This window comes from Burkholderia ubonensis (genome assembly GCF_001718695.1).
Taxonomy (GTDB): Bacteria; Pseudomonadota; Gammaproteobacteria; order Burkholderiales; family Burkholderiaceae; genus Burkholderia; species Burkholderia ubonensis_B.
The window spans coordinates 613,144-626,829 of sequence record NZ_CP013421.1; the positions used below are offsets into that span (position 1 = coordinate 613,144).

The following is a 13,686-nucleotide window of genomic DNA, read 5'->3' on the forward strand; positions in this document are numbered from 1 at the left end:
GCACGAGAGGCTGTAATGCAAGCCGTGTATGCCGACACGCTGCGGTGGCGCGACAGCGGAGCCCCATTCGGCGTGGCCGGTATTCCATTGCCGCACACATCACGAGCGACGAATCACCGGGTCGCTGTGGAGTCTGACCTGACATTATCCGACATGGCACTTGCCACGGCGCGAATGCTACTCGATTCATCGCATCAGAACGCTGCGTACCCGCTCGATCAGTTCATCGTATGCACAACGAGCTTCGAGCATGATCTAGCATTATCGTGTGCCTGCCGTCTCCACAGCGAACTCGGATCAAGCCGAGCCCCGCTCGCGGTCGGTCAGCTTCAGGGCGTATCGTTCCTGATGGCATTGGACATTGCCGTGGCAATGATGGCAACTGATATCCGACTGAATACCGTCGTGATTGTCGCTGCTGAACGCTGGCGTCAGCCGTTCTCACGTCGGATCGGTGCATTGGTCGACATGGGTGACGGGGCAGCTGCCGTACTGATCGCGCGACACCCCGGCCCGGGATGGCGCGTGAGGGGGCTCACCGTCCGGACGCCCGGAATCCCACCTCTCGCAAGTGAACGCGAACCCGTCTACATATCGACGCTCACGGAGGTCATCGGCGAGACGTGCGCAAGCGCAGGTGTGCAACCTGCCAATGTCGACTGGATCCTTCCGGCGCCAATCGACGCTCATGTGGCTCGCGCAATCCACAGGCGATGTGGATTGCGGCACGAACGTGCCTGCCACCTACGCATGGACGCGCCCGGCCAATTTTGCGCCGCCGACACGCCGGCACGGCTCGACGCGCTGCTGCGGTCGATCCACCCTAACGAGGGACAACATGCCCTTGCTTGGTCCGCCGGCTTCCAAGGGCAGGCCGGTTGCGCTCTCCTTGAATTTCGTGGAGGTCGATCATGATTGCGTCGCAACAGGCTAGCTCGCTTGCACTCGCTGGCATCGCATTCAGTCTGCCAGATCGAACTGTGGACGCACATCGCTGGGCGCAGCGCTGTGGTCAGCCGTCGACTCGCGCGCGCGCACTGATCGAAAACGGCGTAACGCAGTTCCACGACGCGGCTGGTGAATCACCCGTGGCGCTCGCCGTTGACGCTATCTTGTCCCTGCTACGCGACACCGGAACAGCGCCTGAAACGATCGATGCATTGGTGTACACGCACACAATTCAGACCAGCGTGATCGCACCGCCCGCGAGTACTGCGCAACAGATCCAGTCCCAACTGAATCTGAACCGCGCGCTCGCATTTTCAGTCACGCAGCAGCACTGCGTCTCGCCCATAGCCGCGATCCGCGTGTTGCAGGCGCTCGCTTTGCGACGGCCCGCATTCCGGCGTGCAATTGTGGTCTGCGCCGATGTGATCGGCTCCCACTGCGACCGACTGCGAGCCATCCAGGATCTTGCGCTCCATAGCGACGGTGCCTGTGCGCTATTGCTCGAACGAGACGGTCATCGAAACGCCATTGCGGGCCTGCACATGTATACAGACGGACGATCTTACCGTGGCACCGACGAGGATCTGCAGCCGGTTCCAGACGATCGGTACTACTGGTCTGCATTCACGACCATGCGGGCCGCCATTCAACAAGCAGGCATCACGACACGCGAGATTACACACGTACTGCCTCATCACGCCAGTCTGCCGGGCTGGTTCAGACTGATGACAATGCTTGCCATTCCTCACGAGCGACTTTTCACGGCGAACTTCGCACCAATCGGTCACGTCTTTGGCGCGGATCCCTTCATTAACTTCCAGACATGTTCGACCCGGGAACCGGGCGGCTGGTCGCTGCTGTTCTCCTGCGGCCTCGCTGGCTGCTTCGGTGCCATGGTGGTCCGTCACTGATCGCCTGAACGACCTCCTTTCAACGCTCGACATTCGATCCGGATACTGCCATGAGAAACGTCCTCGACCTCGTACAAGCTGCAGCAAACCGCACGCCCGACGCGGAAGCGCTCATCTGCGGCGCCGCCCGCGTAACCTATCAGAACTTGGTTCACCGCGCGCGCGGCATGGGCAATGCACTCGACGCACTTGGATTCACGGCCGGCGCGCGCATTGCGATCTATTTGGACAAACGTGTCGAAACCGTCGTGTCGATACTGGGTGCCGCTGCCGCGCAATACGTGTTCGTTCCCATCAATCCGCTCCTCAAACCCAAGCAGGTCGCTCACATCCTGCTCGACTGCGGGGCCGACTGCCTGATTACCAGCGCGCTGCGCGCGCGGGTCCTTGACGAACACGGCCTTACCAGTGTTTCCAACACCATCATCGTGGACGATGCCGGCTCCGCAAGCCGCCAACTCCGAACAACAGCGCGCGTCCAAAGCTGGCCCGAGTCCGCAAACGGAAATCGCTCGGAACGCGATAGTGAGAATCCACCACAATCGCCGGGGTCGGCCAATGTCGACACCGATCTGGCCGCCATCCTCTATACATCAGGCTCGACCGGATTGCCGAAAGGCGTGATGCTGAGCCACCGCAACCTGCTCGAAGGTGCCTGGAGCGTTGCTCACTATCTGAACTACGTCTCATCCGATCGAATCCTCGCTGCCCTGCCGCTCAGCTTCGATGCCGGCCTGAGTCAGCTTACATCGGCCTGGGCGGCGGGAGCCACCGCCATGCTCATCAACTATCTGGTACCGCGAGACATCATTGATGCCTGCGCGAGCGAACGCATTACGGCGATCACGGGCGTCCCCCCCTTGTGGATGCAACTGGCCCGTGCGAATTGGCCCGAAACGGCACGCTCGACGCTGCGCTACTTCGCCAACACCGGCGGCAAGCTGCCGGCGCCGGTCTTGCAGCAACTCCGGGCATTATTTCCGCAGGCCAAACCCTATCTCATGTATGGCCTGACCGAGGCATTTCGCTCCACGTTTCTCGACCCTTCAGAGGTCGATCGTCGCCCCGACTCCATCGGGAAAGCCGTACCTAACGCCCGAATTCTGGTCGTTCGCGATGATGGCTCGCCGTGTGGAGCTAACGAAACCGGTGAACTGGTCCATGTTGGAGCTTGCGTCACGCTCGGTTATTGGAATGACGCGACGCGCACGGCCCAGCGCTATCGACCTTCGCCCGAGCCGAAGCCCGGCGGCGCGCCGCGAGAGCGCGCTGTGTGGTCAGGCGATCTGGTACGGCGCGATCCAGAAGGATTCCTGTACTTCGTCGCACGCAACGACGCGCAGATCAAGAGCTCCGGTTATCGCATCAGCCCTGAAGAGGTCGAAGAAGTCGTTCATTGCAGTGGCCTTGTCACAGAAGCGGTTGCCTTCGGCGTGGCTGACGATGAACTCGGCGAAGCGATCGCCCTGGTGGTCGTGCCGATCGCCAATGGCTTCGATGCTCAAGTGCTTCAAGGCTGGTGCGTCGAGCATTTGCCGCGCTACATGGTGCCGCATCGCATCGTGGTCCGTGAGACCGTTCCGCGCAACCCCAACGGGAAATTCGATCGAGCCGGATTGCGCGCTGCCTTCGCCGCTCCTGACGCCGGCCACGAAGTGAGACCATCATGAACGCGCAGTTTAGCGAGCGTGAAGGCATCCTCACCGTCGGGGGCGTCGCGATCAATCGCCTGGCCGATCGCGCCGGGCGCACACCCTTCTTCGTCTACGATCGGGCAACGCTCGATGCGCGTGTATGCATGTTGCGCGAGACGCTGCCAACCGGTATCGACCTGCATTACTCGGTCAAGGCCAACCCATTGCCTGCGGTCGTCCATCACCTCGCGCCTCAGATGGACGGGTTCGACGTCGCATCGGCCAACGAGATGGCAGTTGCGCTGAATGCGGGCATGCCCGCAGAACTGATTGGCTTTGCCGGCCCAGGCAAGAGCCGCGACGACTTGCGTCGCGCCGTCGCAAGCGGTGTCAACATTCACCTCGAATCGGTCACCCAGCTGCGCCTCGTCACAGCACTCGGCTGGGAGCTCGGTGTGCAGCCGAAGGTCGCCATTCGAGTCAACCCGGACTTTCACGTCGATCACAGCGGCATGCGCATGGGTGGCGGAGCCAGCCCTTTTGGGCTCGATGCGGAGCAGGTGCCTGAGCTACTGCGCGAGCTCGATGCTAGAGACGTGACGTTGGCCGGTTTCCACATTTTTTGGGGATCCCAGTGTCTGCACGCCCCGACCGTCATCCACGCGCAACGGAAAAGCGCGGATCTCGTCGTGCGATTGGCCGGCGGCCTGCCAGTCGCGCCGCAATACGTGAACTTCGGAGGCGGTTTCGGTATCCCCTATTTCGCGGGGGAAACACCGCTGGACCTCGCTGCGGTCGCCGACGCCATGCACGATTGGCTCGGCGTATTGCGCGGTCGTTTACCGGGCACACGCACGGTCCTGGAATTTGGACGATATTTGGTCGGGGAAGCCGGCATCTATGTGTGCCGCATTATCGATCGCAAGATATCCCGAGACAGAACGTTCCTGATCACGGATGGCGGCCTGCACCACCATCTGGCGGCATCGGGGAACTTCGGGCAGATTCTGCGCCGCAATTTTCCAGTCACGATCGGGAATCGCCAGACTCAAGCCCCCACGGAGCGTTGCCACATCGTCGGATGTCTGTGCACGCCGCTCGACCGGATCGCCGACGACGTGCTGCTTCCCGAAGCTCAGATCGGAGACTTTGTGGTTGTCTTCCAATCGGGTGCGTATGGACGCTCGGCCAGCCCCAGGGACTTTCTTGGCCACCCTGATGCGATCGAGATGCTCGTCTGATCAAGCTCTTTCTTTGTGGAGGATGGTGATGTTCTCCCCTGATTCCTTCCCGCCGGGACTGGCGCTAGCGCCGTGGATACTGACCGACGATCAACGCAACCTCTATATCGCGAGCCAACGCTTCGCGCGCGACCGACTGGAGCCCTTGCTTGCGGGTTCACCCAGTGCAGCAGCATGGCGAGAAACCGTCAGACTCGCAGCCGCAACACTTGATCTTGGAACAATGGTTTTACCCGAAGAACACGGCGGATTGGGAATCGATCGTCACGGTCTGGCAGTGGTTATCGAAGCGCTCGCCGCCGGGCCGCTTGAGCGTGCGGTGGAGCTAACGCTGACAGCGCCCGCGCTCATGGTGCTCCGGACGCACAAAGCGCTCGGTTCGGTTCTGGCTCGGCCTGTTCAAGCGTACTTCGACGGCACAACAGCGATCGCGCTGTCCGTGCCCGGTATCGACAGCGGGGCAATATGGCAACTTGGTCCACTGGGCAGCGAGGTGAGCCTTGCCATGCGCATAGATGACCAGCAGCGCCTCGTCCTCACCGAGCGCCCACGCGATCGGCGATCTTCAAGATCGACAGGCATCGCCACGCTCGGCGCGCTCGTGTTGGAGCAATTGCATTCAGATGAGGTCGCGGCCGAAACGCCGCTCGCCGTGATTGCACGGGCCGACAGCGATAGCGTTCCTCCCGCGCAGACGTACATGACGGAAATCGGCCTCTATCTCGCTGCGCTCTTGATGGGTGCCATGCAACATAGTATCCGGTTCGCGTTCGATTACGCGACGACTCGGCAAGCGTTCCGAAAGCCGTTGGCAAGCCATCAACTCGTCGCGACGCGATTGTCCGACATGATGATCGCCACCATTGGTACCCATCTCTTTCTGCAGGCAGTAGGTACGGCTTGCCCGTCGGCACCGGTCTCGCTGGTCCGTCAGCTGCTGCGACACGTCGCGGCCGAGTCGGTCAACGTCAGTCGCGAATTCGTGCAGCTTTGCGGCGGCCATGGTTATGTTGAAGGTCTCCCGCCCGCAGCCCGCTTCCAGACGGGCCACTGGGTTGCCTTCCTACTGCAGCACATCGACACAGCGCTCGGCTGGCTCGCGCCGCCACGGGTGGCAAAAGAGGAGGTCGACAGATGAATGGCTGCGCCCCTACGGATGGCACCCCTCAGCCCTCGATGGACAACGCAGCATCGCCTGCAACGTCCTCCACTGTCTGGCTACGCGAACCAGGGCTGAATGACATCGACGACATCGTCGCCTGGCTCGCACAGCCGACTATTAGCCGGTGGTTCGACTTCGGGCTTGGCCGCCAAACCCTGCCCGCATTGGCGGTACAAGCGATGGTCCATAGCAGACAGCATCGAATACGCGTATTCGGTTCGGCTGGCTATACAGTGCCGAGCGGTGTGGTCGCCGTCAGTGATGTCGCACATCGCTTCGCGACGGGCTCATTCTGGATCCTTCGCGACCGGTTGCGACCAACCTGCATCAATATGGCTTGCAACGCAGCGACAGCCCTCCTTCATGAAGCGTTCGTTCGTGATCGGCTGCAGTGCATCGCCGCATGGGCTGTCGACTGCAATGTTCCGTCGCAACGTCTGCTCGCGCGCCTGGGTTTTCGTCTGATCGGACAGCAACGCGCCTGTCATCTCGTCGATGGCAGGCGCGTCGGGCGACTCCTTTACGACCTGCTGCCCGAGAACCTCCCACTACTACGCGCACCATGAATACAGCCGTGATCACGGCACTGGCCAGCTATGTGCCGCGTACAGTCGCTGTACATCGTGAGCCCGGAATCGAGCCGACGCTCGGTGCTCCGATGCGCTCCGGTTGGCACGCGTGGGTCGCGTCGTGGCAAGCGGACTACGTCCGCTACTCCACGAAGAAGGCGGCTTCGGCCGGAAGCGCTGCAATCGGCGCAGCGCCAGACGAATTTCGTTGTGTCCCTGTTGAGGGCGATACCGATCTATCCGGGCTCGCCGCCAAAGTGGCGCAGACAATATGTGCCGCGCGGCCAGCCAATGCAGCGCCGATCGATATTGCAATGTTCTGCCACAGTAGTCTCAACGAGCACATGTCCACAACGACCGCTGGACGCCTGCGTACGGTAGTCGGCACTCCATGCTTTCCATTCTCGGTCTCGCAACAGCAGGGGGCTTCCACGTTCACAGCACTCCAGTTGGCGGATAATCTGCTGATTGCAGAGCCCGAAATCCACACTATCTTGATCGTCGCTGCAGAAAAGTGGTGCCCACCATTCTCACGATGGACGGATCAGGGAATCGTGCAGGGCGACGCAGCCGGTGCCATCTTGGTGGAGCGCGCCGGACCCGCATCTTACGGACTGCTTGTGATCGACGCATGCGCCAGCCGCCTCGACAGGTTCCGAACACACACCCCGCTGTCAAGCCAAGATATCCCGACAGATTGGGTTCCGGCGCTGCGATTGACGATCGACGCGATGCTGCTCCGACACGCGCTTCAACCGAACGACCTCGGTACCGTCGTGGGAGCGGGAATCGATCCGCAACTTGAAGAAGCTGTTTGCCGACATCTCAGTCGCCGTGTCGTTGAATTTCCCGAGCGCTGCCGCGCCCATCTAGGCGCAGCCGAACCTATCGTGCAGCTCGCCGATGCCCTGGAATCTCACGACCTGCCAGTGCGCGAACGAATCCTGACGTGGGGCATCGGCCTGGGCGGTTTCGTTGGTTGCACACTGTTCGAATCGTATGGCAGGCCGCTCTTATATCGCAATCCTCCATGAGCGCTTCTATCGGGATCGTCCATACCGCTTACTATCTGCCCGAGCCGGCCGAGGACGTCCGCGGCTGGGCCCAACGAACCAAGCAGTCCGTCGAGACCGTCAAACGCCTCGAAAAAGCCGGGGTGCGACTGTTCTATAACGCTCGGGGACAGACTGCACTTTCGCTCGCCGCAAACGCCATCCAGTCCCTCGTTTGTGCGACCCGGCTTGGGCCGGACACGATCGACTTTCTCGTCTATGTTCATACGCTTCAGGGCAGCGTCGCCCCTCCGCCACTATCCTTGCCACGTCTGCTATGCGAACACTTTGGCTTCGAGCGGGCAGAGGCATTCTCGTTTGCGCAACAGCATTGCGCCTCATCACTGGGGGCGCTGCGGATCATTCGCGCGATGTTTGCGGCCCGTCCAGCGATCAATCGCGGCCTGCTGGTCGGGGCAGACGTCATGCCCCTTGCAAGCGAACGGTCAATAGCCGGGGCCGGATTGCTCAGCGACGGCGCGTGTGCCGTGCTGGTCGAACGCGACGCCTCGATCAATCGCTTGGTTTCGCTGGCGTTTCACGCGAGCGGAGAAGGCTGGCGCGGCACACTGGAACAAGATGAATCGCGTTTCGCGGCGCAGTACTTCTTTGCGGCGCGTCGACTCGCGATGCAAGCGAGCGCCGAGGCGAATGTGCCCCTCGCCGAGATTCAGCGAATCTTGCCGTGCCATCTTGATCTACCCACCTGGCGCCGAACGGTCGCATCGCTCGGCCTTCCCGCACGACACCTGTTTGCTGATAACTTTGTCCGCATCGCGCATGTGACGGTCTGCGATCCATTCATCAATCTCGCCGACTGCGGTGACCTGGTTCCCGGTAAGCCTTTCCTGCTATGCGCCCGCGGAGTGGGAGGATTTTCTGCGGCGGCGCTCTTCGTTCGCTAATAGGATGGTTGAATCGAGGCAATTTCACCGCTGGCGCAGGGACACGATCACTAAATACGCGGCAATCTCGCTCCCATTCCAGCAGTTACACTTAAAAACACAATCAAGTATTATATTATTACAATATAACAAGTGACGTTCCGGTTCAAACTATTAGACTCCACGCTAGCTACGCCCGCAATGTTCGTCCGAGTCGCTGCCACATCGCTGGCGCCGTGCCCCAGCATTTCTCCTGAATACCACTAGGCACCAAGCGAGGCAAAAGTCATGAGAACGCGATTTCGGGATCGAACGAGCAGACAAGTGCTCAAGCCATCACCATGGAATGCCACATTAGCGACTCGAATGGTGAAAATCCTGTCGCTCTTTACCGATGCAAAGGATATTTCTTCGCTTTCAGACTCACTTGGAGATGCGGTACTTCCATTGGGATTTCCATGTTACGCCGTCACGCGGATCGCCCTGACGTGCTACCGCTCAAGACCCAGCATCTCAATGGAGGCAATTTGTACGCATTATCCCAATAACTGGGTTCAGCACTACCTACAGCACAACTATGGCGCCGTCGATCCGGTACATCGAGCGGCTTTTACGTCATCCGGACCTTATCGCTGGGCAGATATTACCGATTTGAGCCAAAATGAGCGACATGTGCTTGCAGAAGCATGCGACGCCGGACTCAAAAATGGGCTTAGCATTCCAATTCGTGAGATTGGAGGCAGTATTTTGCTCATCAACCTGTCGGGTCCGTCATCCCGTATCAATACAGGGACGAAGCGGCAGCTCGCGAGCGTAATCAGCAATCTATTTCGTTTGGAGCTGGATCGACTCGCCCCTCCTCATCCGAATGAATTCATTCAGCTTTCCCCGCGTCAACGCCAATGTCTTTCATGGGTTGCGCAAGGGAAGACATCGTCGGATATCTGCATGATTCTCAAGATATCTCGCCATACGGTCGAATATCATATTACTGAAGCAATGAGGGTTCTGAACGTAAATAGCAGGATAGCGGCGGCTGTGATTGCCTCCAATTACGGCCTACTTGATTAGCGCTCTTATTTTCAGTCGAAGCCATCCTTGTGCAAGCCAGCCACCGGCATGAGTTAATCATGTCTCGACACCTCTTGAATCCCACATACTGAATAATTTCGGACCACCCAGAGATCCTTAACCTCCCACCGACAATGCACCGCAAATATTCATTCCCGCCCCTCCCTACCTGACTAGTTCATTTTGTTGTTTCGACTTGATACGGTGGCGCCCATCAATAAACGATGGAGAACGCAAATGCCACTCATTATCGCGAGTAGGTTGTGCGACTTGCCGCTCGAACTTCGTGATGAACTCGGTGCGTTCCGGTACGACGTGTTCGTGCGCCGCCTCGGCTGGTCCCTACCCGATGTTAAGGAAAATGAAACCATGGAATGGGATCACTTCGATGGCGAAAACACCATTCAGGTTGTTGAACGCACTTCCAACGGACCGGTATGTGGTTGCGCACGACTGATGCCAACTACCGCCCCATATCTGCTCCGAGAACTACTGCCTCGTTCGTCGGAACTCGATTTTCCCTCGTCACCGACCGTATGGGAGCTATCGCGGTTCGCCGGTTCGGGCATGCAACTGTTTCCCTACGTTATGGCCGTCGCGGCGTTGCTCGGGGCGACCCGCATCATTGGCGTGGCCACCCAGGCAATCGCACGACTGTATCGCCGCTTTGGCCTCGATCTTCAGTATGAGGGATCTCATCCGCAGACCGCTACCTCTCCGTTCGTGGCCTGTTCCATTGCTCTCACGGCCGTCGCGTTCGCCAACCTTGGAACTGACCTCGACAGTCTCCGATCATCAATCACGTGGTATCGGTCCCTCACTTCGAACGTTCCTGGCTCGCTGAGGAGCGTGCCACGCGCCCCCCATAGCACGGCAGAGATGCAATAGATCCCGTACCGGTCGGGAGCCGTCGCGCTTCGCCCGACTTGGTGCGCAAGACGTCCAAGACCACCATCAGGATGTGGGTCGCGGGCGGTGATGCCGGTTATCCGCGTCCTTTACCCAATCCGGCCGGATGGCGGACGCGTAGGCCTGACCGGTGCGCGAACCTTCGCCGCTTGCCTGTGCGCGCAGTCCGAGACGTTCGTCAATTGCATGGGCGACAGTCGAGGATTTTGGCAGGCGGCCGTCATCGCAGTCGCCCCAGAACACATGCATCGCATCAAATAACACTGACAGGATCGTGGTTAGGTACGGTAACCGAACGATCACACCACCTCCCCTTGACGCGCCATGAATCGGACCGTGGCGCTCGCTTAACACCTCGGCCGGCATATCAATACGTAGCGCGTCGAGTTCACGCTGCAATCGCTCTTCGACGCAATAGTGCGCGGTCGCCGAGTTCGCCAGGACCTTGCCAAGCTCTCGGAGCTTCTCGTCTTTCAGTTGCACGCATCTTGTGAGACGACGAATCTGTGTTTCGGCGTGCCGCAAGCGGATCTGCAACGCCTCGCAGTCGCAGGCTGGTACCAAGCCTGCGTCTGTATCGCTTGATCGCCAAACATTATCGCGTTGCTCCATAGCAGGCCTCGCCTCCACCGTGGCGATATGTACTCCACACACCGCGAGAAATGGGACCGCTGATGCACCGAACTGACCGGACCCATCGCGCCGGCGCAAATCGATGCGTCTTTTTCGTTCCTTCGCGCTGCAGTGTCAACTGTAAACATTGGGGGGACGCCAACCAGCAAGCATCGCGTCTGCCAAATTTGAGCTATCTGGGCAGACGAAACGCCGAATTACAACATTGAGGCAGAGTAGGTCCATCAATGGCGCATATCCCGCACATATGAACCCAGAAAATAACGCGGCCTGTCTGACGCTCCACGCTTTGTGCACGACCGGTTAATGCAAAATAGGTATCCTCATTGTGCCTTCAATGCAATCCGATGAAGACAGCCCCCCACCCGCTCTGGCGAATTACAACGGTTGACCCCGCATCGACGCCGGGCCGGCGGCCGCCCAACGAGCCGTCGATGATCTTTGGCAATTTGCGTACCCAACGGAAATCACTCAATGGACGGCTTCGATTGCTCCACCAGGTCCGCGGACTCGGAAGCGAAAAATGATCGACTCTCGGTCCAAACGATGAGAAAATCGTCCAATCGTTTCGACTGTGCAGCCGACAATAGCATGTCGCAGACTCGACGCAACGCGCCGAATTGAACTCCTCGAAGCAACCGTTTCAATACTACTGTTTCGTTTAACCACGTGGAGTGAAGAATGGCCACCTATCAAGAATTGAAAGCCAAGGCTGAAGCACTGCTCGTGCAAGCAGAAAAAGCTCTGCAGGCCGAACTAGCGACCGTGCTTGACGAGGTTCGCGCGCGGGTTCAGGAGTACGGACTCATGCCAGACCAGATCTTCGGCCGTAAGCGCGTACGTATCGCGAATGGCAGCCAACCCGCAACGCCGAAGTATCAGGATCCCAAAACGGGCAAGACGTGGAGCGGGCGTGGCCGTGAACCGTCATGGATCAAGGGCAAGAGACGCGATCGTTTCTTGATCGCCGAATGATCGCAGCAGCGTCGCGATCGATCGCCCGACGGACACCCTACGAACCCGCAGCTCCATGCTTCAGGCCTAGTTGAATCTGTATCAAGCAGTGTCGGCCCAACTGATTCAGATCCCTCTTAGCGGACTGCGGTTGAATAATTCCCGCGGTCCTTTGGACTCCATGCTGTTCGTCTCCGTGGCGACTTTATTTCACACATAGCAGCGATACAGCAAGGTGTCGATAAATCCGGACCGTAGTGCATCACGATCAAACGACATACCGACGGCACTGCCCCGCACTCGCGGTACCGGCCAAGTGCGAACCCGCCCGGGCCACCGCACCGTTTCCAGAACAGAAGCAGTGTCCATTTAGGCAACAACTGTTTGCGGCATGATCGGCTCCATTGACGCTTCAGCGTGTGCCCACGTGAACAATAGGGCCGAGTCTTCCATCATGAGTCGCCGTCGTTTGAGTTGATCGCGACGCCGATAAGCCGCTATCGTCTGAGAAGTAATGATGCACGCCAAGACTTCCTCTGCCCAAGCGTCCGGATAGTCGGCGCATTCGGCGACCCGTGAATACGAATGCGTGTCAATAGGGCCATCATTGCCATGTTCGACAGTGGGCGCCCTTCCGCGCAACCGGGGAAAAGAAACCCATATTTGACCGTGGGTCGCGCAGCATGCATGACTTAGACGGCTCGCTCACAAAGCGGCACGCGAAGCGCGCCGATCGCTCTCCGTGCGATCGAGCGCCCGGGACGGAGTTCCAATTCACGGACGAACGTCGGCAGGTCTTCGAAGGCAGCGCAGGATGCTGTTTCGTCTGCGAGCGTTTCTTCGAGCGCGGCAACAACAGTTGGAGATGGTCGACGTACCGAGCAGGGTTGCCGCCGGTGCGCTTCCCCATCACGGCTTCCCCGCCGAGGATCGCCTTGATGCGACCGCGCACCCGGCGTGCTGTCTCTGCCTCTTGGTCCAGATCGGCTGGAGAATACGCACGATCATCGCGGTGTCCATGTCGCGCACGCACACATCGCCGATAACGGGATAGGCGCAGGTCCCCAGTGTATTGCCCGTATTGCCCCGTTGCCGGACATGCTTGCGGTTTCGCCATTCCGGTTCACGTGCGCGGATGGATGCCCCAGCCGCCTCACGGACGGTCACATTCGGCTCGACCGAGATATCAAGCTGTCGCCGACGCTGCGCTTCGCACCGGGCGAGGACCGGATTGATCTGGTTACCGACCATCGTGCGATATCCGATGGCCAGTTTCCGTGCTTTCCCACGTGAGACTCGCGACAGCGTCCAAAACCCATTTCGCGCACGCGACCGTCAAGCTTGAAGCGAAATACCCATGAGCGCGCAGAGTCGATACAATTGTCGCTCCGTCGTATTGCCCTCCTTTCCTACCCACAAGGCCCAGCTCGCCCCCCATGTTTCATGGGGAGATTGTGGGGAGCCGTCGCAGAAGTCGTAAGCGCGCCCCGTAAGCGCGCCGTCAACCACAAAATTCTTTAAAATCATCGATCTATTGTGCACTTACGGAAGTCACCGGAATGTGCAGGAAGCCTTGATCGGCGGAAGGCACCCGCAGCGTGATCTTCGTGTCGTCGTCGAGTACGGTGATTGAAATCGACGGCGGCATGCATATCCACCATTACTGACACGCCGATACCGCCTTAAGCACGGTGCCGCTGCACGCACGACACCCTCGG

The 13,686-nt window shown here is 59.4% G+C and carries 13 protein-coding genes; 11 read left to right on the forward strand and 2 right to left on the reverse strand.

Features of this window, described 5'->3' with window-relative positions; genetic code table 11:
- Nucleotides 1–15 precede the first annotated feature (15 nt).
- From WJ35_RS30415 to WJ35_RS17605, 10 genes are all read left to right on the forward strand, one after another.
- Nucleotides 16–915: a 3-oxoacyl-[acyl-carrier-protein] synthase III C-terminal domain-containing protein gene (locus WJ35_RS30415; protein WP_224020415.1), complete on the forward strand. Its 900-nt coding sequence runs from the start codon at nucleotides 16–18 to the stop codon at nucleotides 913–915.
- Nucleotides 912–1,859, forward strand: coding sequence for a 3-oxoacyl-ACP synthase (locus tag WJ35_RS17575; protein ID WP_069239591.1), 948 nt, complete (start codon nucleotides 912–914; stop codon nucleotides 1,857–1,859). Before WJ35_RS30415 ends, WJ35_RS17575 begins: the two co-directional genes overlap by 4 nt.
- A gap of 50 nt (nucleotides 1,860–1,909) precedes the next feature.
- Nucleotides 1,910–3,529 carry an acyl-CoA ligase (AMP-forming), exosortase A system-associated gene (locus WJ35_RS17580; protein WP_069239592.1) on the forward strand — a complete coding sequence of 540 codons (1,620 nt, stop codon included), beginning with the start codon at nucleotides 1,910–1,912 and terminating at the stop codon, nucleotides 3,527–3,529.
- Complete coding sequence (locus tag WJ35_RS17585; protein ID WP_059460734.1) at nucleotides 3,526–4,734, forward strand: pyridoxal-dependent decarboxylase, exosortase A system-associated; 1,209 nt, start codon at nucleotides 3,526–3,528, stop codon at nucleotides 4,732–4,734. Before WJ35_RS17580 ends, WJ35_RS17585 begins: the two co-directional genes overlap by 4 nt.
- Before the next feature lie 28 nt (nucleotides 4,735–4,762).
- Entirely contained in the window at nucleotides 4,763–5,872 is a 1,110-nt protein-coding gene (locus tag WJ35_RS17590; protein WP_069239802.1) for an acyl-CoA dehydrogenase family protein, read from the forward strand.
- Nucleotides 5,869–6,462 (forward strand): GNAT family N-acetyltransferase, encoded by a 594-nt coding sequence (locus tag WJ35_RS30420; protein ID WP_011879897.1) that lies wholly within the window; start codon nucleotides 5,869–5,871, stop codon nucleotides 6,460–6,462. Before WJ35_RS17590 ends, WJ35_RS30420 begins: the two co-directional genes overlap by 4 nt.
- A complete protein-coding gene (locus WJ35_RS30425; RefSeq protein ID WP_080484373.1) occupies nucleotides 6,459–7,499 on the forward strand; it encodes a hypothetical protein in 1,041 nt (346 codons plus the stop codon). The genes WJ35_RS30420 and WJ35_RS30425 overlap by 4 nt, the downstream gene beginning before the upstream one ends.
- Complete coding sequence (locus WJ35_RS17600; RefSeq protein WP_011879895.1) at nucleotides 7,496–8,422, forward strand: 3-oxoacyl-ACP synthase; 927 nt, start codon at nucleotides 7,496–7,498, stop codon at nucleotides 8,420–8,422. The genes WJ35_RS30425 and WJ35_RS17600 overlap by 4 nt, the downstream gene beginning before the upstream one ends.
- A 303-nt stretch (nucleotides 8,423–8,725) precedes the next feature.
- Complete coding sequence (locus WJ35_RS30430) at nucleotides 8,726–9,472, forward strand: autoinducer binding domain-containing protein (protein ID WP_224383407.1); 747 nt, start codon at nucleotides 8,726–8,728, stop codon at nucleotides 9,470–9,472.
- A 237-nt stretch (nucleotides 9,473–9,709) separates the two neighbouring features.
- The gene (locus WJ35_RS17605; RefSeq protein ID WP_045579574.1) at nucleotides 9,710–10,360 is read left to right on the forward strand and encodes an acyl-homoserine-lactone synthase; all 651 of its coding nucleotides are present in this window, start codon (nucleotides 9,710–9,712) and stop codon (nucleotides 10,358–10,360) included.
- Nucleotides 10,361–10,426: 66 nt separating this feature from the next.
- Here WJ35_RS17605 and WJ35_RS30435 read toward each other — a convergent pair whose 3' ends face one another.
- On the reverse strand, nucleotides 10,427–10,864 hold the full coding sequence (locus WJ35_RS30435; protein WP_306792265.1) for a hypothetical protein: 438 nt from the start codon (nucleotides 10,862–10,864) through the stop codon (nucleotides 10,427–10,429).
- A gap of 831 nt (nucleotides 10,865–11,695) precedes the next feature.
- Between WJ35_RS30435 and WJ35_RS17610 the strand changes: the two genes are divergently transcribed.
- The gene (locus WJ35_RS17610) at nucleotides 11,696–11,989 is read left to right on the forward strand and encodes an H-NS family nucleoid-associated regulatory protein (protein WP_069239593.1); all 294 of its coding nucleotides are present in this window, start codon (nucleotides 11,696–11,698) and stop codon (nucleotides 11,987–11,989) included.
- Between the two features lie 888 nt (nucleotides 11,990–12,877).
- Here the strand turns inward: WJ35_RS17610 and WJ35_RS32235 are convergent.
- Entirely contained in the window at nucleotides 12,878–13,219 is a 342-nt protein-coding gene (locus tag WJ35_RS32235) for a hypothetical protein (RefSeq protein WP_124259990.1), read from the reverse strand.
- Nucleotides 13,220–13,686: the final 467 nt, after the last annotated feature.

What these genes read in the sequence shown, in the direction of transcription:
- WJ35_RS17605 (WP_045579574.1), top strand. Translation starts at nt 9,710, where the DNA reads ATGCCACTCATTATCGCGAGTAGGTTGTGCGACTTGCCGCTCGAACTT.
- WJ35_RS17610 (WP_069239593.1), top strand. Translation starts at nt 11,696, where the DNA reads ATGGCCACCTATCAAGAATTGAAAGCCAAGGCTGAAGCACTGCTCGTG.
- WJ35_RS30420 (WP_011879897.1), top strand. Translation starts at nt 5,869, where the DNA reads ATGAATGGCTGCGCCCCTACGGATGGCACCCCTCAGCCCTCGATGGAC.
- WJ35_RS17600 (WP_011879895.1), top strand. Translation starts at nt 7,496, where the DNA reads ATGAGCGCTTCTATCGGGATCGTCCATACCGCTTACTATCTGCCCGAG.
- WJ35_RS17585 (WP_059460734.1), top strand. Translation starts at nt 3,526, where the DNA reads ATGAACGCGCAGTTTAGCGAGCGTGAAGGCATCCTCACCGTCGGGGGC.
- WJ35_RS30425 (WP_080484373.1), top strand. Translation starts at nt 6,459, where the DNA reads ATGAATACAGCCGTGATCACGGCACTGGCCAGCTATGTGCCGCGTACA.
- WJ35_RS17580 (WP_069239592.1), top strand. Translation starts at nt 1,910, where the DNA reads ATGAGAAACGTCCTCGACCTCGTACAAGCTGCAGCAAACCGCACGCCC.
- WJ35_RS32235 (WP_124259990.1), bottom strand. Translation starts at nt 13,219, where the DNA reads ATGGTCGGTAACCAGATCAATCCGGTCCTCGCCCGGTGCGAAGCGCAG.
- WJ35_RS17590 (WP_069239802.1), top strand. Translation starts at nt 4,763, where the DNA reads ATGTTCTCCCCTGATTCCTTCCCGCCGGGACTGGCGCTAGCGCCGTGG.
- WJ35_RS30415 (WP_224020415.1), top strand. Translation starts at nt 16, where the DNA reads ATGCAAGCCGTGTATGCCGACACGCTGCGGTGGCGCGACAGCGGAGCC.
- WJ35_RS17575 (WP_069239591.1), top strand. Translation starts at nt 912, where the DNA reads ATGATTGCGTCGCAACAGGCTAGCTCGCTTGCACTCGCTGGCATCGCA.